Origin of the sequence: Pseudomonas sp. 18058 (genome assembly GCF_902706155.1) — a bacterium.
GTDB lineage: Bacteria > Pseudomonadota > Gammaproteobacteria > Pseudomonadales > Pseudomonadaceae > Aquipseudomonas > Aquipseudomonas rustica.
Window position 1 is genome coordinate 20,339 of record NZ_CACSJY010000052.1, and the last position, 20,936, is coordinate 41,274.

Below are 20,936 nucleotides of genomic sequence, written 5' to 3' on the forward strand. Positions count from 1 at the left end.
TGCCTGACTTTTACAAGCGCCACCCGCCGGGGCCTCGACATCCGGGAGTAGCGCGGGCCGAATTGATCTGGTAAGTTCGCCCGCTTGCAGCCGCAGGGCCGGCAGGTGTCGGTGATGGAGCAATCCTGCGCAATGGATTACAAGAGTAGAGGCGGTCCATTTCATGCCCACCCAAGCAAAGCAACAGCAGCAAACCACGATCAGCGGTTTCGAACCTTACGTTCCGGCGAAAGGTGAAGAGTACATGGGCGCCCCGATGCGCGCGCACTTCACCAAGGTTCTGAACAAGTGGAAACAGGAGTTGATGCAGGAAGTCGACCGCACTGTTGACCACATGAAAGACGAAGCTGCGAATTTCCCGGATCCGGCCGACCGTGCCAGCCAGGAAGAAGAGTTCGCTCTTGAGCTGCGCGCCCGCGACCGCGAGCGCAAGTTGATCAAGAAGATCGACAAGACGCTGCAACTGATCGAAGACGAAGAGTACGGCTGGTGTGATTCGTGCGGCGTCGAGATTGGTGTGAAGCGCCTCGAAGCACGCCCGACAGCCGACATGTGTGTCGACTGCAAGACCCTGGCGGAAATCAAGGAAAAGCAGGTCGGCAAGTAATCTCGACCTGAACGAAGAACGGAGCGTGCGAACGCTCCGTTTTTGTTTCTGCCTTTTGTCTTTTGCCTTTTTGCTTTTTTGCCTTTGTGGGAGCGAACTTGCTCGCGAAGGCGCCGGATCAGACACCTTAATGCTGAATGACACACCGCTTTCGCGAGCAAGCTCGCTCCCACAGTTGTTGTGCGCACGCTCTGAAAAAGTACTATCGCCCCCATGACTGCCAAAAAATCCCCCGCCTACATCGGCCGCTTCGCCCCGACCCCCAGTGGCCATCTGCACTTCGGCTCGCTGGTCGCCGCCCTCGCCTCTTACCTCGACGCCCGTTCAGTCGGTGGTCGCTGGCTGGTGCGCATGGAAGATCTCGATCCGCCGCGTGAAGAACCCGGTGCGCAGACCGCGATTCTCAAGGCGCTGGAAAGCTACGGGTTCGAGTGGGACGGCGACATGGTGCGCCAGAGTGATCGACATGACGCCTACGCCGACGTGCTCAACAGCCTGTTCAATCACGGTCTGGCCTACGCCTGCACCTGCTCGCGCAAACAGCTCGAAGCGTACAACGGCATTTATCCGGGCCTGTGCCGTAACGCTGGACATGATCAACAAGACGCAGCGATCCGCCTGCGCGTGCCGGAGCTGGAATACCATTTCATCGACCGCGTGCAGGGCGAGTACCGCCAGCACTTGGGTCGCGACGTCGGCGATTTCGTCATTCGCCGCCGTGACGGGCTCTACGCCTATCAACTGGCCGTGGTGCTCGATGATGCGTGGCAAGGCATCACCGACATCGTCCGTGGTGCCGATCTGCTCGACTCGACGCCACGTCAGTTGTACCTGCAAGAACTGCTCGGCCTGCGCCAACCGCGTTACCTGCACTTGCCGTTGATTACCCAACCGGACGGCAACAAGCTCGGCAAGTCCTATCGCTCACCACCGCTGGAAGCTGATCAAGCCACGCCATTGCTGCTGCGGGCCCTGCGTGCTTTGGGGCAAAATCCCGGCGCCGAACTGGCCCACGCCTCGCCGCAAGAATTGCTCAGTTGGGGCAGCAAGCATTGGGATGCGACGAAGATCCCGCGCACACTGACCCTGCCCGAAGCGCAACTGCTATGACGACACTTGCAGTCGCGCGCCCATCCGTTACCATCGCCGCACGTTTTCGGGCACGCGCATAAAAAAGAGAGGCCGGGATGTACATCTATCGCTTGGTCCTGCTTTTAGTCGTGGGGATCTACCTGTTTTCCCCCGCCATCATGGATTGGTGGATCGACGCTACGGGCGCCTGGTATCGCCCCTATCTGCTTTGGCTGATCCTGATTGTTGTGACCTTCATCCTGCAGAGCCAAAAAGATGCCGATGAGCTTTAGCCTGACCCAGATGATCCTGATCAGCGCCGCGTACCTGGCGGTGCTGTTCGGCGTTGCCTGGGTCAGCGAACGGGGCATGATCCCGCGCGCGATCATTCGCCACCCGCTGACGTACACCTTGTCGCTGGGGGTTTACGCCAGTGCGTGGGCGTTCTACGGCACGGTCGGCCTCGCGTATCAGTACGGCTACGGCTTTCTGTCCAGTTACCTCGGCGTGTCCGGCGCGTTTCTGCTGGCGCCGGTGTTGCTTTATCCGATCCTGAAAATCACCCGCACCTATCAACTGTCGTCGCTGGCGGATCTGTTTGCCTTTCGCTTTCGCAGCACCTGGGCCGGTGCACTGACCACGATCTTCATGCTGATCGGCGTGTTGCCGTTGCTGGCGTTGCAGATTCAAGCGGTCGCCGATTCCATTGGCATCCTCACTGGCGAGCCGGTGCAGAGCCGCGTAGCGCTGGCGTTTTGTGCGCTGATCATCCTGTTCACGATTTTCTTCGGCTCCCGCCACATCGCTACCCGCGAGAAACACGAAGGACTGGTGTTCGCGATTGCCTTTGAATCGGTGATCAAACTGGTTGCCCTCGGCGGCGTCGGTTTGTATGCGCTGTACGGCGTGTTCGACGGCCCGCAACAACTTGAGGTGTGGCTGCTGCAAAACCAGACCGCCCTCGCCGCGCTGCACACGCCATTGCAGGAAGGCCCGTGGCGCACGCTGTTGCTGGTGTTCTTCGCTTCGGCGATCGTGATGCCGCACATGTATCACATGACGTTTACCGAAAACCTCAATCCACGCTCGTTGGTCAGTGCGAGCTGGGGTTTGCCGCTGTTCCTGCTGTTGATGAGCCTGGCGGTACCGCTGATTTTGTGGGCCGGTCTGAAACTGGGCGCCACGACCAATCCGGAATATTTCACCCTCGGCATCGGCATCGCCGCCAACAGCAAACCGCTGGCGTTGCTCGCCTACGTCGGTGGTTTATCAGCGGCCAGCGGCCTGATCATCGTCACCACGCTCGCGCTGTCGGGCATGGCGCTGAACCACCTGGTGCTGCCGCTTTATCAGCCGCCGGCTGAAGGCAATATCTACCGTTGGCTGAAGTGGACGCGCCGCGCGCTGATCGTCGCGATCATCATGGCTGGTTTCGGTTTCTACCTGATGCTCGGCGCCGAGCAGGATCTGGCCAACCTTGGCATTGTTGCCTTCGTCGCGACCCTGCAATTCCTCCCGGGCGTGCTGTCTGTGCTGTATTGGCCGACCGCCAATCGCCGTGGCTTTATTGCCGGCCTGTTGGCGGGGATTCTGGTCTGGGTCGTGACCATGCTGTTGCCGCTGGTCGGCAATCTGCAAGGTTTCTACATCCCGCTGCTGAACATGATTTACGTGCTCGACGACACCAGTTGGCACATGGCCGCGATTGCCTCGCTGGCGGCCAACGTGTTGATGTTTACGCTGATCTCGCTGTTCACCAACGCCAGCCCCGAAGAAGCCAGCGCCGCCGAAGCCTGCGCTGTGGATAACGTGCGTCGCCCGCAACGCCGCGAACTGCACGCTGCTTCGCCGCAGGAATTCGCCACGCAACTGGCGAAACCGCTGGGCGCCAAGGCTGCGCAGAAAGAAGTCGAACAAGCGTTGCGTGACCTTTATCTGCCGTTCGATGAACGTCGTCCGTACGCGTTGCGCCGTTTGCGCGACCGCATCGAGGCCAACCTTTCCGGCCTGATGGGCCCGAGCGTGGCGCAGGACATGGTCGAAACCTTCCTGCCTTATAAGGCGGGCGGCGAAAACTATGTCACCGAAGACATCCACTTTATTGAAAGCCGTCTCGAGGATTACCACTCGCGCCTCACAGGTTTAGCCGCCGAACTCGATGCCTTGCGCCGTTACCACCGCCAGACCCTGCAGGAGTTGCCGATGGGCGTCTGTTCGCTGGCCAAGGATCAAGAGATCCTGATGTGGAACAAGGCCATGGAAGAACTCACCGGGATTGCCGCGCAACGCGTGGTCGGTTCGCGCCTGAGCACCATCGGCGAGCCGTGGAAAGAATTGTTGCAGGGCTTCATCAATCTGCCCGACGAGCATTTGCACAAACAGCATCTGGCCCTCGACGGCCAGACCCGCTGGCTGAACCTGCACAAAGCGGCCATCGATGAGCCGCTTGCTCCGGGTAACAGCGGTCTGGTGTTACTGGTCGAAGACTTGACCGAAACACAGATGCTCGAAGACAAACTGGTGCACTCCGAACGACTGGCGAGCATCGGTCGCCTCGCAGCGGGTGTGGCCCACGAAATCGGCAACCCGGTCACCGGCATCGCCTGTCTGGCGCAAAACCTGCGCGAAGAGCGCGAAGAGGACGATGAGCTGACGGAAATCAGCGGGCAGATTCTCGAACAGACCAAACGCATATCGCGCATCGTCCAATCGTTGATGAGTTTCGCCCACGCCGGCAGCCATCAGCACAGTGACGAGCCGGTGTGCCTGGCGGAAGTAGCGCAGGACGCGATTGGCCTGCTGGCGCTGAACCGACGCAATTTCGAAGTGCAGTTCTACAACCTGTGCGATCCCGATCACTGGGTCGAAGGCGATCCGCAGCGGCTCGCGCAGGTGTTGATCAATCTGCTTTCAAACGCCCGCGACGCCTCGCCGCCGCACAGTGCGGTACGGGTGAAAAGCGAAGCCGGCGAACACACGGTCGATCTGATCGTCGAAGACGAAGGCAGCGGTATTCCGAAGAACATCATGGACAGATTGTTCGAACCCTTCTTCACCACCAAGGATCCTGGCGAAGGCACCGGTCTGGGCCTTGCACTGGTCTATTCCATCGTTGAAGAGCATTATGGACAAATCACCATCGACAGCCCGGCTGATGTACAAAGCCAACGCGGCACCCGTATTCGGGTGACATTGCCGCGTCATGTCGAAGCGACGTCCGCTGTGAACTGAGACCGTCGAGAGTATCGAATCAATGCCGCACATTTTGATCGTCGAAGACGAAACAATTATCCGCTCCGCCTTGCGCCGCCTGCTGGAACGTAACCAGTACCAGGTCAGCGAAGCCGGTTCAGTGCAGGAAGCACAAGAACGCTTCACCATTCCTACGTTCGACCTGATCGTCAGCGATCTGCGTTTGCCGGGCGCGCCGGGCACCGAGCTGATCAAGCTCGGCCAGGGCACGCCGGTGCTGATCATGACCAGTTACGCCAGCCTGCGCTCGGCGGTCGACTCGATGAAGATGGGCGCGGTGGATTACATCGCCAAGCCTTTCGACCACGATGAAATGCTCCAGGCCGTCGCGCGGATTCTGCGTGATCGCCAATCGGCTCCGGCTGCCGGCGATGCGGTTGCCAGCAAACCGGCCAATGGCAGCGGCAAACCCGCCACTGACAACAGCAACGGCGAAATCGGCATCATTGGTTCGTGCCCGCCGATGCAGGATCTGTACAGCAAGATCCGCAAAGTCGCGCCGACCGATTCCAATGTGTTGATTCAGGGCGAGTCCGGCACCGGTAAAGAACTGGTGGCCCGCGCTCTGCACAACCTGTCGAAACGCGCCAAGGCACCGATGATCTCGGTTAACTGCGCCGCCATTCCGGAAAGCCTGATCGAGTCCGAACTGTTCGGCCACGAAAAAGGCGCGTTTACCGGCGCCAGCGCCGGGCGTGCCGGTCTGGTCGAAGCAGCGGACGGCGGCACGTTGTTCCTCGACGAAATCGGCGAACTGCCACTGGAAGCTCAGGCCCGCCTGTTGCGCGTGTTGCAGGAAGGCGAAATTCGCCGTGTTGGTTCGGTGCAGTCGCAGAAGGTCGATGTACGCCTGATCGCCGCAACGCACCGGGATCTGAAGAGCCTGGCGAAAATCGGCCAGTTCCGTGAAGACCTTTATTACCGTCTGCACGTGATTGCCCTGAAATTGCCAGCGCTGCGCGAACGCGGTGCCGACGTCAACGAAATCGCCACAGCCTTCCTCGCTCGCCAGAGCGCGCGCATCAACCGTACCGACCTGAAATTTGCTGCCGATGCCGAACAGGCCATTCGTCACTATTCCTGGCCGGGTAACGTGCGCGAGCTGGAAAACGCAGTCGAGCGCGCGGTGATTCTCAGCGAAAGCCCGGAAATCTCTGCGGAACTGCTGGGCATCGACATTGAACTGAGCGATCTGGACGATGACGAGTTCATCGGCCTGCCACCGCAAACCGGTGGTAACGCCAGCAACAGCAGCCATGAGCCGACCGAAGACTTGTCGCTGGAGGACTACTTCCAGCACTTCGTCCTTGAGCATCAGGATCACATGACCGAGACCGAACTGGCGCGCAAACTGGGCGTCAGCCGTAAATGTCTGTGGGAACGCCGTCAGCGTCTGGGCATTCCACGGCGCAAGACCGGGGTCGCCAGCGAGAGCTGAACGTTACCTGTCGAGTGTGCGGGTAACGCTTGAAGAGGTGAAAAAACTGTTACCTCAGTCTTTTCACGTAACAGAAGCCGGGGTTATCGGTAACGAAACCCCGGCTTTTTTTCGCCCCGAGAAAACGGTTATATCGACCTAACCCTTTGTTTTACGGGGTTTCGCAAAAGTTGGCACGACCCCTGCTATATGTTTGGTACAAGAACAATAACAAGCAATGCACAAGACAATAAAAATAAGACGAATCGACTCACGCACAATAAAAACAAGACGGCGAGAGGCGCAGCTAACTGATTCTTTTGGAGAGGCGTTGTATTTGGGGCTTGCCCCACGACCAGGCCGAGAACAACAAAAACTGTCCTAAGACAGAGCCTGTACTGGTTGGATCGTAAGATCACTGCAATTCAGCGACCAAAGCAATCCGTTTGCTCTTGGCTCCCGATTGGGAGGGTCACGAAGGAAAAGCTTCGTGGCGAGGGCACTCAACAAAAACAAGAAGCCCGAATCAATAATAAAAAGAGCACGCAACTACTTCTTGGGGAGCTTCGGCTCCCCTTGTAGTTTCTCCCTTCTGTAAAAAACTCCCTGTTTTACCCCCGTTTCACCCTTGTAGCTTGCGGCTTTCAGCTCGAAGCTGCTGTCTCCTACACCATCCCCCGACTAAATGCTAGAATCTGCGCCCATCATGCGGTCATTCTTTGGTATGGCCGAACATTCCTTCAAACAGTGCATCCCATGCTGAAGAAGTTGTTCCAGTCATTCCGAACTCCCGTGCGTCGTACGCAACACATCCGTAGCACCCCTGAAGTGCTCAACAGCGGTCAACACTCGCTGCAGAAAACGCAGTTCAGCCGCTATGCGGTGAATATTGTCGAACGCCTGCAAGGTGCCGGTTACCAGGCTTATCTGGTCGGTGGTTGCGTGCGAGACATGCTGCTGGGCATCACGCCCAAGGATTTCGACGTCGCCACCAGCGCCACCCCCGAGCAAGTCCGCGCCGAATTCCGCAACGCGCGGATCATTGGCCGTCGCTTCAAACTGGTGCATATCCATTTCGGTCGCGAAATCATCGAAGTCGCGACCTTCCGTGCCAATCACCCGGTCAATGAAGACGACGAAGACAGCAATCAGTCTTCGCGTAACGAAAGCGGGCGGATTCTGCGCGACAACGTTTACGGCACGCTGGAAGAAGACGCGCAACGCCGCGACTTCACCATCAACGCCCTGTATTACGATCCGGTCAGCGAGCGCATCCTCGATTACGCCAACGGCGTGCACGACATCCGCAATCACCTGATCCGTTTGATCGGCGATCCGAAGCAGCGTTATCAGGAAGACCCGGTGCGCATGCTGCGGGCCGTGCGTTTCGCCGCCAAGCTCAACTTCGGCATCGAGAAGCACACCGTGCAGCCGATCCGCGAGCTGGCGCCGATGCTGCGCGAGATCCCGTCGGCGCGTCTGTTCGAAGAAGTGCTCAAGCTGTTCCTCTCGGGACACGGCGCGATCACCTTCGAAATGCTGGTCGATCTGCAACTGTTCGCCCCGCTGTTCCCGGCCAGTGCCGATGCGCTGGAACACAACCCGGAATACACCCACACGCTGATCAGCGAAGCGCTGACCAACACTGACCTGCGCATCAAGCAGAACAAACCGGTGACCCCGGCGTTCCTGTTTGCCGCGCTGTTGTGGCCCGCCTTGCCGGCCCGCGTGTTGCGCTTGCAAGAACGTGGCATGCCGCCGATCCCTGCAATGCAGGAAGGCGCCCACGAGCTGATCGCCGAACAGTGCCAGCGCATCGCGATTCCAAAGCGTTTCACCATGCCGATCCGCGAGATCTGGGACATGCAGGAACGCTTGCCACGCCGCAGCGGCAAACGCGCCGACCTGTTGCTGGACAATCCGCGTTTCCGCGCCGGTTACGACTTCCTGCTGTTGCGTGAAAGCGCCGGCGAAGAGACTGACGGCCTCGGCGAATGGTGGACGGATTATCAGGACGCCAACGAAAGCGAGCGTCGCGACATGATCCGCGACCTCAGCGGCAAAGGTGATGACGCCAGCGGGGCGCCACGCAAACGTCGCCGCAGCGGCGGTTCCAAGCGCAAACGCGCCGGCGCCCCGAGCGCTTCGACCGGCGAGTAAAAGCATGGAACGCATCTACATCGGCATGGGCAGCAACCTCGCTGACCCCGCCGAACAATTGCGCAGCGCCGTCGAGGCGCTGGGGCAATTGCCGCAAACCCTGGTCGCTGGCGTTTCTGCCTTTTATCAAAGCGATTCATTGCTGCCGGGCCAACCGCGATATACCAACGCGGTTGCAGCGCTCGACAGCTCGCTCTCCCCGATTCAGTTGCTCGACGCCTTGCAAGCAATCGAGAATGACCAAGGCCGCGAACGCCTTGAGCGTTGGGGGCCTCGTACGCTGGATCTGGATATTCTGCTGTTCGGTGATCGCTTGATCGACGAACCACGGCTGAAAGTCCCGCATTACCAGATTCAGGAACGCGCGTTCGTGCTGTATCCGCTCGCCGAACTGGCGCCGGCGGATCTCCATCTGCCCGATGGCCGCACCTTGGCCGACCTGCTCGCCGCCTGCCCTTTCATCGGCCTCGAACGCCTGCCCCACCCCTGACACAACTCTCCCTGTAGGAGCTGTCGAGTGAAACGAGGCTGCGATCTTTTGATCTTCAAAAGCAAGATCAAAAGATCGCAGCGTTCCGCAGCTCCTACAGGGAATAGCCTTCTATATTCAGATTTATTGTCGGACAAAAATTCCTCGAATCAGGCCCGCCGCGCCGCTGAATCGCATCAGTAACGTCGGTAACACTCGCCTCGTAACAATGCGGTAACACACGCAATTGACTTCCTCGGTTCTCCTCACGACTATAGGCGTCCCGCTGCCGCCAACCCGGCACATACGGGCGCAATCCAGGCCTTATAAGCACGACAAAAGAGCGTGCGCCTGAGTAAATGAAGAATCACGCGCGTTACTCGCAGTAGTTTCCAGAGCGCCTGAACGAGGATTTTTTACATGCCAGCCATCACCCTGACCACGCTCCAGAGCCTCAAGCAGAAAGGTGAAAAGATCACCATGCTGACCTGCTATGACGCGACCTTCGCCCACGCCTGCAACGAGGCCGGTGTCGAAGTGCTGCTGGTGGGCGACTCCCTCGGCATGGTGCTGCAAGGTCACGACAGCACCTTGCCGGTGACCACTGCAGAAATGGCCTACCACACCGCGTGCGTCAAACGCGGTAACACCGACGCCCTGATCCTGGCTGATTTGCCGTTCATGGCCAACGCCACCCTCGAACAAACCATGATGAACAGCGCCATGCTGATGCAGGCCGGTGCGCACATGGTCAAGGTCGAAGGTCAGCTGTGGCTGGCGGAGTCGATCCGTCTGCTCGCCGAACGCGGTGTGCCGGTGTGCGCGCACATGGGCCTGACCCCGCAAGCGGTGAACATCCTTGGTGGCTATAAAGTGCAGGGCCGCAACGAAAACCAAGCGCGGCAGATGCGTGCCGATGCGATCTCGCTGGAGCAGGCCGGTGCGTCCATGCTGTTGCTCGAATGCGTGCCAAGCGAACTGGCTGCGGAAATCACCCAGGCGGTGAAAATTCCGGTTATCGGCATTGGCGCCGGCGCGGATACCGACGGTCAGGTGCTGGTGCTGCACGACATGCTCGGTCTGTCGATCACCGGTCGCGTACCGAAATTCGTCAAAAACTTCATGCACGACCAGGACAACATCCAGTCCGCATTGAAGGCTTACGTTAGCGAAGTCAAAGCTGCCACGTTCCCTGGCATCGAACACGGATTCTCTGCATGAACACCGTAAAAACCGTACGCGAACTGCGCGCCGCCGTCGCCCGCGCGCGCAGTGAAGGCAAGCGCATCGGCTTCGTGCCGACCATGGGCAACCTGCACAGCGGCCACGTCGCCCTGGTGACCAAAGCCACGCAACGCGTGGACTTCGTGGTCGCGAGCATTTTCGTCAACCCGCTGCAATTCGGCGCCGGCGAAGACCTCGACAAGTACCCGCGCACCCTCGCGGCGGATCAGGAAAAACTGCTTGAAGCCGGTTGCTCCCTGCTGTTCGCGCCGACCGTTGAGGAAATGTACCCCGACGGCATGGCCGGGCAGACCCGGGTCAGCGTGCCGCAACTGTCCGAAGGCCTGTGCGGCGCCAGCCGTCCGGGACACTTTGAAGGTGTGGCGACCGTGGTCAGCAAGCTGTTCAACATGGTGCAGCCGGATCTGGCGATTTTCGGTCAGAAGGACTTCCAGCAACTGGCGGTGATCCGCGCGCTGGTGCATGACCTGAACATGCCGATCCAGATCATCGGCGAACCGACCGTACGCGCTGCGGATGGTCTGGCGCTGTCATCGCGCAACGGCTTCCTTAATGAGGAACAACGCGCGGTAGCTCCGGTGGTTTATCGCACGCTGAGCACTATTGCCGAGTCGATCAAGCAAGGCGAGCGTGATTTCCCGGCGCTGATCAGTGCCCAGCTGCAACAGCTGGAAGCGGCGGGCCTGCGCCCGGATTACCTGGAAATCCGCCAAGCGCTGACCTTGCGTCCGGCGACGGCTGAAGACCGTGATCTGGTGATTCTGCTGGCCGCGTTCCTCGGTACTACGCGATTGATCGACAACCTGCACCTGAATCTCGACACCCCCTCTTAAAACACCGCAGTCCCCCCTGTGGGAGCGGGCTTGCTCGCGAATGCAATCTATCAGTTGACCAACATGTCGACTGATACGACGCCTTCGCGAGCAAGCCCGCTCCCACAGTGGTTTTCGGCGCATGAACGATTGCATATCAGCTGTATTGCCGCCCCCAGAGCCTTCGGGCACACTGCCCGCCGTTCGATTCCAACCCGGGAGGTTCAGCTTGCCCGACCTCGCCCTCCCCCTCCGTTTGTCGGCCACTCTCTGTATTAAATGTTAAAAAAGTACAGGGATCAGGTCAGAAGAAGTCAAGACAGATCGCAGCGCGAGGTTTACTGTATTCGCCCTGCGTCGATAAATCGTGTAGACGCAGTTGACCGCGCACCCAAACATGGCGCGCCGGTCTGATCCGTGTTCAGAAGCCGTTCAAGTAAAAAGGAAAACCGCAGCGATGGCGTATTACCTCACTCCTCAAGACGTTACCGCTCTGCCCGCCTGGCAAGCGTTGAAAGATCACCGTCAAGCCATGCAGGATTTCAGCATGCGCGAGGCCTTCAACGCCGATCCGCAGCGCTTCAACCAGTTCACCCTCAGCAGCTGCGGCCTGTTTCTCGATTATTCGAAGAATTTGATCAACGCCGAGACCCGCAATCTGCTCGTGGGTCTGGCCAATGAAGTCGATCTGAAGGGCGCGATCAAAGCGCTGTTCGAAGGCGAAATCGTCAACACCTCCGAAGGCCGCCCGGCGCTGCACACCGCCCTGCGCCGCCCGGTGGGCGACAAGCTGTCGGTCAACGGCGTCAACGTGATGCCGGAAGTCCACAAAGTACTGAACCAGATCACCGACCTCGTGGGCCGCATCCACGACGGTCTGTGGCGCGGTTACACCGAGAAGCCGATCACTGACGTGGTCAACATCGGCATCGGTGGCTCGTTCCTCGGCCCTGAGCTGGTTTCCGAAGCACTGCTGTCGTACGCGCAGAAAGGCGTGCGTTGCCATTATCTGGCGAACATCGACGGCAGCGAATTCCACGAGCTGACGCAGAAACTGCGCGCCGAGACCACGCTGTTCATCGTTTCGTCGAAATCCTTCAACACCCTCGAAACCCTGAAGAACGCTCAGGCCGCACGTGCCTGGTATCTGGCGCAGGGCGGTTCGGAAGCCGAGCTGTATCGCCACTTCATCGCCGTCTCGAGCAACAACGCCGCAGCTGTGGCGTTCGGTATTCGTGAAGAAAACATCTTCCCGATGTGGGACTGGGTTGGCGGTCGTTACTCGCTGTGGTCGGCGATCGGTTTGCCGATTGCGCTGGCCATCGGCATGTCCAACTTCAAGGAATTGCTGTCCGGTGCCTACACCATGGACCAGCATTTCCAGACTGCGCCATTCGAGCAGAACATGCCGGTGCTGTTGGGCTTGCTGGGTGTGTGGTACGGCAACTTCTGGGGCGCGCAAAGCCACGCGATCCTGCCGTACGACCACTACCTGCGCAACATCACCAAGCACTTGCAACAACTGGACATGGAATCCAATGGCAAGAGCGTGCGTCAGGACGGCACCCCGGTGTCGACCGATACTGGCCCGGTGATCTGGGGCGGCGTCGGCTGCAACGGTCAGCACGCTTACCACCAGTTGCTGCACCAAGGTTCGCAACTGATCCCGGCCGACTTCATCGTGCCGATCGTCAGCTTCAACCCGGTTGCTGACCACCATCAGTGGCTGTACGCGAACTGCCTGTCGCAGAGCCAGGCGCTGATGCTCGGCAAGACTTTGCCGGAAGCAGAAGCCGAGTTGCGCGAAAAAGGCATGAGCGAAGAGCAAGTGCACAAACTTGCACCGCACAAGGTGATCCCGGGCAACCGTCCGAGCAACACCCTCGTGGTTGAACGCATCAGCCCGCGTCGTCTCGGCGCACTGGTGGCGATGTATGAACACAAAGTGTTCGTGCAGAGCGTGGTCTGGGGCATCAATGCCTTCGATCAGTGGGGCGTGGAGTTGGGCAAGGAACTGGGCAAAGGCGTTTACAACCGTCTGGTGGGCAGCGATGAAACCACCGCTGACGACCCGTCCACCCAGGGCCTGATCAACTACTTCCGCGGTCGTCACCGCGGGTGATTTGATGGCTCAGCCCACAGGCAAATCCTGTGGGCACAGAAACCTTTGTAGGAGCAGAGCTTGCTCGCGAAGACGGTATGTCATTCAACATCTGTGTTGGCTGAACCACCGCTTTCGCGAGCAAGCTCTGCTCCTACAGTGGTTTTGGGGTGTATTCAAAATGGAGGACAGCCATCAGATTCCTGATCCGGCTTGAACCCTTCGCCCTCTCGGCGCATCTTTATTCTTCGCACAACAAGAATAAGGAACCGTCATGTTCGATATCAGCACGTTCCCCAAAGCCGATGCCGTCCGCCGGGCTGCGCAATTGAGTCAGGATGATTATCGGCGCCTGTACCGCGAATCCATTGAACACCCCGACACCTTCTGGGCCGAGCAAGCCACGCGCTTCCTCGACTGGAGCACGCCGTGGCAAACCGTTCAGCGCTGTGACCTGAAAACCGGTGAAGCCGCCTGGTTTGCCGGGGGCAAACTGAACGTCAGCTACAACTGCATCGACCGCCATCTCGAACAACGCGGCGATCAAACCGCCCTGCTCTGGGAAGGCGACGACCCCGCCGAATCGGCACAAATCACTTACAAAAAACTTCACCACCATGTCTGCCGCCTGGCCAACGTGCTGAAAAGCCGTGGCGTGAAAAAAGGCGACCGGGTGTGCATCTACATGCCGATGATCCCCGAAGCCGCTTACGCGATGCTCGCCTGCACGAGGATTGGCGCGGTGCATTCGGTGGTGTTTGGCGGCTTTTCTCCCGATTCCCTGCGTGACCGCATTCTCGATGCCGACTGCCGCACCGTGATCACCGCCGACGAAGGTGTGCGCGGTGGCAAGTTTGTGCCGCTGAAGCAGAACGTCGATAAAGCCCTGCAAAGTTGCCCGGACGTCAGCACCGTCGTGGTGGTTGAACGCTCTCAAGGCAAGGTCGACTGGGTCGAAGGTCGCGATCTCTGGTATCACCAGGCCGTGCGCGACGTCAGCGACGATTGTCCGCCGGAACCGATGGACGCCGAAGATCCGCTGTTCATCCTCTACACCTCCGGCAGCACCGGCAAACCCAAAGGCGTGCTGCACACCACCGGTGGCTACTTGCTGCAAGCGGCGATGACCTTCAAATACGTGCTCGATTACCGTGACGGCGAAGTGTTCTGGTGCACCGCCGACGTCGGCTGGGTCACCGGCCACAGCTACATCGTCTACGGCCCGTTGGCTAACGGTGCGACCACATTGATGTTCGAAGGCGTGCCGAGCTATCCGAGCAGTTCACGTTTCTGGCAGGTCATCGATAAACACAAGGTCAACATTTTCTACACCGCGCCCACCGCCCTGCGCGCATTGATGCGCGAAGGTGCCGAACCGTTGCAGGAAACGTCGCGCGCCAGCCTCAGATTACTCGGCAGCGTCGGTGAGCCGATTAACCCGGAAGCGTGGGAATGGTATTTCAACGTGGTCGGCGAACAGCGCTGCCCGATTGTCGATACCTGGTGGCAGACCGAAACTGGCGGCATCATGCTCAGCCCGCTGGTCAGTGCGCAGCGGATCAAACCGGGCTGCGCCACACAGCCGATGTTCGGCGTGCAACCGGTGTTGCTCGACGAGCAAGGCAAGGAAATCCAAGGCGCCGGCAGCGGCGTGCTGGCGATCAAATCGAGTTGGCCGGCGCAGATTCGCAGCGTCTATGGCGACCCACAACGGATGGTCGACACCTATTTCAAACCTTACCCCGGCTATTACTTCACCGGCGACGGCGCGCGGCGCGATGAGGACGGCGATTATTGGATCACCGGGCGCATCGATGACGTGATCAATGTGTCCGGCCACCGCATTGGCACCGCTGAAGTGAAAAGCGCTTTGGTGCTGCACGACAGCATCGCCGAGGCCGCCGTGGTCGGTTATCCGCACGACGTCAAAGGTCAGGGCATCTATGCCTTCGTCACGCCCATGAACGGCACCGAGCCCAACGACGAACTGAAGAAAGAATTGCTCGCCCACGTCAGCAAGGAAATCGGCAGCTTCGCCAAACCGGATCTGATCCAGTGGGCGCCGGCCTTGCCGAAAACCCGCTCAGGCAAGATCATGCGCCGCATCCTGCGCAAGATTGCCTGCAACGAACTCGACAGCCTCGGCGACACTTCGACCCTGGCCGACCCGAGCGTGGTGCAAGGCCTGATCGACAAGCGCCTCAATCAGTAACACGTCGGGCGCGGTCAACCGGCCGCGCCCGCCCTTCTTCACTGAGTGGTCATGGAATTCATCCGCAGTCGCATCGAAAACCAACTCATGAGCCTGACCGGGTTGTCCCTCGGCCAGCTCGATCTGGAAAACCCCAAGGGCGATCCCGGCCTGTTCGGCCCCGACTCGGTCAGTTGGCAGGTGCACGGCGATTTCAGCAGCATGTTGATCGGCGGCATCAGCGCGTTGTTGCTGCAAGCCCTGCATCCACTGGCGCTGGCCGGGGTTTGGGATCATTCGAATTTTCGTCAGGACATGCTTGGGCGCTTGCGGCGTACCAGCCAGTTTGTCTCCGGCACCACGTTTGGCTCCCGGCGGGATGCCGACTGGTTGATCGAGAAAGTCCGCACCATTCACCTGCAAGTGGTGGGCACCGCACCGGACGGCCGACCATATGCGGCCAGTGATCCGGACTTGCTGACGTGGGTGCATGTGGCCGAGGTCAGCAACTTTCTGGCGGCGCATTTGCGCTATCGCAATCCGCAGTTGTCGCTGGCTGATCAGGATCGTTATTACGCCGAGATCGCCGTGGTCGCCGAACGCCTAGGCGCGAGGGATGTGCCCAAGTCGCGGCAGGCCGTGGCCGATTATCTGCAACGCCTGCGTCCGCAATTGCTGTGCGATGAACGCAGCCGTGAGGTTTTGCGTTTGTTGCTGGCCGCACCGGCGCCGAGTGTTCTGGCGCGACCGTTTGGCGATTTGATGATGAAGGCTGGCATTGATCTACTGCCGGACTGGGCCAGCGACATGCTCGAGGTGCGGCAGAGTTCGCTGCAACGCCAGTTGATTCGCGCCAGCGTCAAACGCAGCGCACCGATGCTGCGCTGGGCGATGCGCAATGGTTCGGTGCAGAGAGCCAAACGTCGTATGGGCCTGCCGACCTGAAAAGCTTCGCGAGCAAGCCCGCTCCCACATTTGGAATGCGTTCCCATGTGGGAGCGGGCTTGCTCGCGAAGGGCTTAACTCGGTTCCCCGCCAAGCTGTTAAACTCCCGCGCCCCAATTCTCTCCAGCAAGGCGCATGCATGTCTTCCTTGAATCAGGCGCTGCGCGCCGCCCTCGATCAACGCCAGGACTTGCTCGCTGTGCTGCACAGCCAGGGCACCGATTGCTATCGGCTGTTCCACGGCAGCCAGGAAGGCGCCGGCGGTCTGACCATCGACCGCTACGGCCCGCAACTGCTGGTGCAGAGTTTTCACCAGACGCTTGAGCGTGACGACCTGCTGCAACTGCACGCGATGGTCAATCAAACCCTGGGCCTGGAAACCTTGCTGGTCTACAACGACCGCTCCCGTGGCAACTCGCGCATCGACCGTGAAGACAGCGTCTACAAAGCCGAAGACGCCGCACTGGTTGATCTGGTCGGTCACGAATGGGGCCTCAATTACCGCGTGCGCGGGCGGCACGCCGGGCAGGATCCGCTGTTGTTCCTCGACCTGCGCAACACGCGCGGCTGGGTCAAGGAGCACGCCAAAGGCAAATCCGTGCTCAACCTGTTCGCCTACACCTGCGGCGTCGGCCTCAGTGCCGCAGCCGGTGGCGCCCGTGAAGTGTGCAATCTGGATTTCGCCGAAGGTAACTTGGCGGTCGGTCGCGAAAACGGTTTGCTCAATCCACAGTTGCCGGAGATGGAATTCATTCAGTCGGATTATTTTCCGGCCATCCGCCAACTCGCCGGCCTGCCGATCAGCCAGCGTCGCGGGCAGAAATTGCCAAGCTACCAGCGCCTCGAACAGCGTCAGTACGATCTGGTGCTGCTCGATCCGCCGGCCTGGGCCAAGAGCGCATTCGGCACCGTTGACCTGCTGCGCGATTATCAAAGCCTGCTGAAACCCGCGCTGCTGACCACCGCCGACAACGGCGTACTCATTTGCTGCAACAATCTGGCGAAAGTCAGCATGGACGACTGGCGCGAACAAGTCCTGCGCTGCGCCGAAAAGGCCGGCCGCCCGGTGCGTGAGTGGAGCGTGATGACCCCGGGTGCAGACTTCCCGTCCATGGATCAGCAACCGCCACTGAAAACCCTGATCCTGCAGCTATAAGAAGATCCCTGTAGGAGCTGCCGAAGGCTGCGATCTTTTGATTTTGTCTTTTTTTAAAACAAGATCAAAAGATCGCAGCCTTCAGCAGCTTCTACACAGTCGTGCATATTTCCAGACAAATCTGAACAATCCTGACCCATGCGATGTACTTCGGAACCAGATTCGCGTGCCATACTCCAAGGCACTTCGATTCAGACAGATGAAGCCGCACATGACCAAAGGATTGATTCGCGCGATTGGCGCCTTGTTGACTGCGCTGGCCCTCTACAGCCTGCTGGGGTTTCTGATTTTGCCGGGCATTGCCCTGCGAGTGGCCAACCAGCAACTGGCCAATTACGCCACGGTGCCGGCGCATATCCAGCGCATCGAACTCAACCCGTTCAGCCTTGAGGTCACCTTGTGGGGCCTGGTTATTGGTGAACCGGGCAAAGAGCAGGTGGGCTTCGAACGCCTGTACGCCGACCTGCAAATCGACAGTCTGTGGACCAAAGCCCTGCATCTGGCGAACATCGAACTGGACAAGCCGAAGACCGAAATCCTCTTCGCCAAAGACGGCAAGCTCAATCTGCTTGGCCTGTTCAACGTGCCGGCCAGCGAACCGGTTCCGGCCGATCCCGACGCCAAACCGTTCCCGCTGCGCATCGACAACATCAAACTGGCCAGCGGCGTCGTGCACTTTCAGGACGTGCGTCCGAGCGAGCCGATCGAATTCCTTTACGACGACCTCAGCTTCGAACTGAAAAACCTCAGCACCCTGCCCGAAGACAGCGCCGACATGACCCTCGTCGCGATCGGCCCGGCCGGCGGACGAATTGACTGGAGCGGCAATTTCAGCCTGATCCCGTTCACTTCCGAAGGCACCCTGAAAGTCACCGACGGCAAGATGAAAGCCTTCTGGCCTTACGTGCGTGACTCGGTGCCTTTGGTACTCAACGACGGCGTGGTCAGCCTCAGCACCGAATACAAACTCAATCTGTCGAAAGAAACCGAACTGCTGCTGAACAACGTCAACGTCAGCATCGCGCCGTTCGCTATCAGCGCTCCGGATGGCCGCCCGCTGGCCAAGCTTGAGCGCCTCGACGTCAGCGACACCAGCATCGATCTGGCCAAGCAACACGTGGTGGTCGGCAAGATCCGCAGCCAGAAACTGGAAACCTGGGCCGCCCTCGAAGCCGACGGCCAGCTCGACTGGCAAAAACTGTTCGCCAGCCAACCGTCAAAACCCGCCGCCAAAGCCGCCGCCGAACCGGCCAGCACACCGGCCGCTGCCGATTCGCCGAAAGCCGAACCGACAGCGCCAAGCAAACCATGGCAAGTACTACTCAAAGACGTGCAACTGCGTGATTACACCGTTCACCTCGCCGACCGTTCCGCCACGCCTGCGGTGGCGCTGGATATCACGCCGCTGAACATTGATCTGCAGGATTTCGACAGCCTCAACGGCTCGCCCTTCAAGGTCAAACTCGACAGCGGCGTGGGCAAATCAGGCAAGCTCAGCGCCGACGGCACGGTCAATCTGGCGCCGGTCAACGCCCAGCTCAATGTGAAAACCCAGGACATCGACCTGCGTGTCGCACAGTCCTACATCAACCCGTTTATTCGTCTGGAACTGCGCAGCGGCATGCTCGGCAGTGACCTTAAGGTCAACCTCAAGAGCACCGAGCCGCTGGCCCTCAGCGTGACCGGCCGCGCGCAGATCGATCAACTGCACACCCTCGACACCCTGAAAACACGCGACTTCCTCAAGTGGCAGCAAGTGGTGATCGAAGGCCTGAATTATCAGCACGGTGACAGCCTGTCGATCGACAAGGTCAACCTGTTCCAGCCGTACGCGCGCTTCATGATCAACGATGATCGCACCACCAACATCGACGATCTGCTGATCCCGCAACCGGCCGACAGTGGCGCGAAATCCACTGCGGCGAAACCGGCCAGCAAGGACAAACCGCTGGGCATTCATATCGGCGGCATTGCGATCAATGACGGCTCGGCCAACTTCGCCGACTTCAGCCTGACGCCAAACTTCGCCACTGCGATCCAACAACTGAACGGTCAGATCGGCACCATCGACAGCCGTCAGGCGAAACCGGCCAGCGTCGACATCAAGGGCAAGGTCGACCGCTATGCACCGGTAACCATCAAGGGCGCGGTCAATCCCTTCGACCCGATGGCCAGCCTCGACATCGCCACCAGTTTCAAACGCGTCGAGCTGACCACGCTTACGCCGTATTCCGGCAAGTTCGCCGGTTACCGGATCCGCAAGGGACGACTCAATCTCGACCTGCATTACTTGATCACCAAAGGCCAACTGAAAGCCGAGAACAAAGTGGTGGTCGAACAGTTGCAGCTCGGTGAGAAAGTCGACAGCCCGGACGCCGTGAGCCTGCCGCTGAAACTGGCGATTGCGCTGCTCAAGGACGTCGACGGCAAAATCTCCATCGAATTGCCGGTGACCGGCGACCTCAACAATCCGCAGTTCAGCGTGATGCCGATTGTCTGGCAGACCCTGCGCAACCTGATCGTCAAAGCCGCAGCGGCGCCGTTCAAGCTGATTGGCGGTTTGGTCAGCGGTGGCGGTTCCGAAGACCTCGGCACCGTGTCGTTCGCGCCGGGCTCCAGCGAATTGAGCAAAGATGCCGAAGGCGCGCTGGTGAAACTATCGCAAGCGCTGAAAGAACGCCCTGCCCTGCGTCTGGAAATCGAAGGCACCGCCGCGCAAAGCAGCGATGGTCCGTTGATCGCCGAGCAGCGTCTGGAACGTGAATATCAGTACAACTACTACAAGATGCTCCAGCGCCGTGGCGATAAAGTCCCGGCTCAGGCGTCGTTGATTGAAGTACCCGAAGGCGAAAAAGGCCCGCTGCTCGAAGGCATTTATCGCACCCGTCTGAAAACCCAGCCGCCGGCTGAGTGGAAGGATCTGGGCAAGGAAGAACGCACGGCGAAAATGCGTGAAGGCGTGATCAAGTTCTGGAGTGGCAGCGATGTGCTGCTGCGTCAGTTGGGTCAGGATCGCGCCAGCAGCATCAAGGATTATCTGGTCGACAAAGGCCAACTGGCCGATGACCGCGTGTACTTCATCGACGCCAATCTCGGTCAGGCTGAAAGTGATGGTCGGGTGATCACGCCGCTGCATCTGGACGCCGAGTAATGACGGGCAAGTGGCTGGCGGCGATCGCCTTGACGCTGGCTGCCAGCCACGTCTGGGCGTCGGATACGTTGCGCTGCGGCAGCCAACTGGTCAGCCTCGGCGACCGCGCCAGCGAAGTGCTGCAGAAGTGCGGCGAACCGGTTGGTCGCGATCCGCTGGGTTACAAGCGCAGCGCCAATCGGCGTGAAGAGTTTCAGGTCGAGGAATGGACGTACGGGCCGAACAACGGCATGTACCAATACCTGCGCTTTGAAGGCAATCGCCTGCGGCAGATCACCAGCAAACGCGGTAACTAACTGCTAACACAGATCCGATGTGGGAGCGGGCTTGCTCGCGAAAGCGGTGTATCAGTCAATACA

General features: G+C 59.6%; 15 protein-coding genes. All 15 read left to right on the forward strand.

Annotation, left to right across the window (positions count from 1 at the left end; genetic code table 11):
- The first annotated feature begins 163 nt into the window (after positions 1 to 163).
- A complete protein-coding gene (gene dksA, locus GVL50_RS22765; protein ID WP_053123888.1) occupies positions 164 to 607 on the forward strand; it encodes an RNA polymerase-binding protein DksA in 444 nt (147 codons plus the stop codon).
- Between the two features lie 213 nt (positions 608 to 820).
- Positions 821 to 1,717, forward strand: coding sequence for a tRNA glutamyl-Q(34) synthetase GluQRS (gluQRS, locus tag GVL50_RS22770; protein ID WP_053123890.1), 897 nt, complete (start codon positions 821 to 823; stop codon positions 1,715 to 1,717).
- Positions 1,718 to 1,794: 77 nt separating this feature from the next.
- Entirely contained in the window at positions 1,795 to 1,971 is a 177-nt protein-coding gene (locus GVL50_RS22775; protein WP_003176118.1) for a hypothetical protein, read from the forward strand.
- On the forward strand, positions 1,955 to 4,909 hold the full coding sequence (locus GVL50_RS22780) for a sensor histidine kinase (protein ID WP_178116858.1): 2,955 nt from the start codon (positions 1,955 to 1,957) through the stop codon (positions 4,907 to 4,909). The genes GVL50_RS22775 and GVL50_RS22780 overlap by 17 nt, the downstream gene beginning before the upstream one ends.
- Before the next feature lie 22 nt (positions 4,910 to 4,931).
- Positions 4,932 to 6,368, forward strand: a complete 1,437-nt coding sequence (locus GVL50_RS22785; RefSeq protein WP_159815136.1) for a sigma-54 dependent transcriptional regulator — start codon at positions 4,932 to 4,934, stop codon at positions 6,366 to 6,368.
- 735 nt (positions 6,369 to 7,103) lie between these two features.
- The gene (locus GVL50_RS22790) at positions 7,104 to 8,507 is read left to right on the forward strand and encodes a polynucleotide adenylyltransferase PcnB (RefSeq protein WP_053123896.1); all 1,404 of its coding nucleotides are present in this window, start codon (positions 7,104 to 7,106) and stop codon (positions 8,505 to 8,507) included.
- A 4-nt stretch (positions 8,508 to 8,511) separates the two neighbouring features.
- On the forward strand, positions 8,512 to 8,997 hold the full coding sequence (gene folK / locus GVL50_RS22795; RefSeq protein WP_053123898.1) for a 2-amino-4-hydroxy-6-hydroxymethyldihydropteridine diphosphokinase: 486 nt from the start codon (positions 8,512 to 8,514) through the stop codon (positions 8,995 to 8,997).
- Positions 8,998 to 9,396: 399 nt separating this feature from the next.
- Positions 9,397 to 10,197, forward strand: coding sequence for a 3-methyl-2-oxobutanoate hydroxymethyltransferase (gene panB / locus GVL50_RS22800; protein WP_159815137.1), 801 nt, complete (start codon positions 9,397 to 9,399; stop codon positions 10,195 to 10,197).
- A complete protein-coding gene (gene panC / locus GVL50_RS22805; RefSeq protein ID WP_159815138.1) occupies positions 10,194 to 11,054 on the forward strand; it encodes a pantoate--beta-alanine ligase in 861 nt (286 codons plus the stop codon). The genes panB and panC overlap by 4 nt, the downstream gene beginning before the upstream one ends.
- A 436-nt stretch (positions 11,055 to 11,490) precedes the next feature.
- Positions 11,491 to 13,155: a glucose-6-phosphate isomerase gene (gene pgi, locus GVL50_RS22810; protein WP_053123903.1), complete on the forward strand. Its 1,665-nt coding sequence runs from the start codon at positions 11,491 to 11,493 to the stop codon at positions 13,153 to 13,155.
- Positions 13,156 to 13,408: 253 nt separating this feature from the next.
- Positions 13,409 to 15,346, forward strand: a complete 1,938-nt coding sequence (acs, locus tag GVL50_RS22815; protein ID WP_159815139.1) for an acetate--CoA ligase — start codon at positions 13,409 to 13,411, stop codon at positions 15,344 to 15,346.
- A 51-nt stretch (positions 15,347 to 15,397) separates the two neighbouring features.
- On the forward strand, positions 15,398 to 16,270 hold the full coding sequence (locus GVL50_RS22820) for an oxygenase MpaB family protein (protein ID WP_159815140.1): 873 nt from the start codon (positions 15,398 to 15,400) through the stop codon (positions 16,268 to 16,270).
- A 139-nt stretch (positions 16,271 to 16,409) separates the two neighbouring features.
- Positions 16,410 to 17,426, forward strand: coding sequence for a class I SAM-dependent rRNA methyltransferase (locus GVL50_RS22825; protein ID WP_053123910.1), 1,017 nt, complete (start codon positions 16,410 to 16,412; stop codon positions 17,424 to 17,426).
- Positions 17,427 to 17,625: 199 nt separating this feature from the next.
- Entirely contained in the window at positions 17,626 to 20,577 is a 2,952-nt protein-coding gene (locus GVL50_RS22830) for a DUF748 domain-containing protein (RefSeq protein ID WP_159815141.1), read from the forward strand.
- The gene (locus GVL50_RS22835) at positions 20,577 to 20,873 is read left to right on the forward strand and encodes a DUF2845 domain-containing protein (protein ID WP_159815142.1); all 297 of its coding nucleotides are present in this window, start codon (positions 20,577 to 20,579) and stop codon (positions 20,871 to 20,873) included. Before GVL50_RS22830 ends, GVL50_RS22835 begins: the two co-directional genes overlap by 1 nt.
- Positions 20,874 to 20,936 lie beyond the last annotated feature (63 nt).

What these genes read in the sequence shown, in the direction of transcription:
- GVL50_RS22785 (WP_159815136.1), top strand. Translation starts at nt 4,932, where the DNA reads ATGCCGCACATTTTGATCGTCGAAGACGAAACAATTATCCGCTCCGCC.
- folK (WP_053123898.1), top strand. Translation starts at nt 8,512, where the DNA reads ATGGAACGCATCTACATCGGCATGGGCAGCAACCTCGCTGACCCCGCC.
- dksA (WP_053123888.1), top strand. Translation starts at nt 164, where the DNA reads ATGCCCACCCAAGCAAAGCAACAGCAGCAAACCACGATCAGCGGTTTC.
- GVL50_RS22790 (WP_053123896.1), top strand. Translation starts at nt 7,104, where the DNA reads ATGCTGAAGAAGTTGTTCCAGTCATTCCGAACTCCCGTGCGTCGTACG.
- acs (WP_159815139.1), top strand. Translation starts at nt 13,409, where the DNA reads ATGTTCGATATCAGCACGTTCCCCAAAGCCGATGCCGTCCGCCGGGCT.
- GVL50_RS22825 (WP_053123910.1), top strand. Translation starts at nt 16,410, where the DNA reads ATGTCTTCCTTGAATCAGGCGCTGCGCGCCGCCCTCGATCAACGCCAG.
- GVL50_RS22780 (WP_178116858.1), top strand. Translation starts at nt 1,955, where the DNA reads ATGCCGATGAGCTTTAGCCTGACCCAGATGATCCTGATCAGCGCCGCG.
- pgi (WP_053123903.1), top strand. Translation starts at nt 11,491, where the DNA reads ATGGCGTATTACCTCACTCCTCAAGACGTTACCGCTCTGCCCGCCTGG.
- panB (WP_159815137.1), top strand. Translation starts at nt 9,397, where the DNA reads ATGCCAGCCATCACCCTGACCACGCTCCAGAGCCTCAAGCAGAAAGGT.
- panC (WP_159815138.1), top strand. Translation starts at nt 10,194, where the DNA reads ATGAACACCGTAAAAACCGTACGCGAACTGCGCGCCGCCGTCGCCCGC.
- GVL50_RS22835 (WP_159815142.1), top strand. Translation starts at nt 20,577, where the DNA reads ATGACGGGCAAGTGGCTGGCGGCGATCGCCTTGACGCTGGCTGCCAGC.
- GVL50_RS22820 (WP_159815140.1), top strand. Translation starts at nt 15,398, where the DNA reads ATGGAATTCATCCGCAGTCGCATCGAAAACCAACTCATGAGCCTGACC.
- GVL50_RS22775 (WP_003176118.1), top strand. Translation starts at nt 1,795, where the DNA reads ATGTACATCTATCGCTTGGTCCTGCTTTTAGTCGTGGGGATCTACCTG.
- gluQRS (WP_053123890.1), top strand. Translation starts at nt 821, where the DNA reads ATGACTGCCAAAAAATCCCCCGCCTACATCGGCCGCTTCGCCCCGACC.
- GVL50_RS22830 (WP_159815141.1), top strand. Translation starts at nt 17,626, where the DNA reads ATGAAGCCGCACATGACCAAAGGATTGATTCGCGCGATTGGCGCCTTG.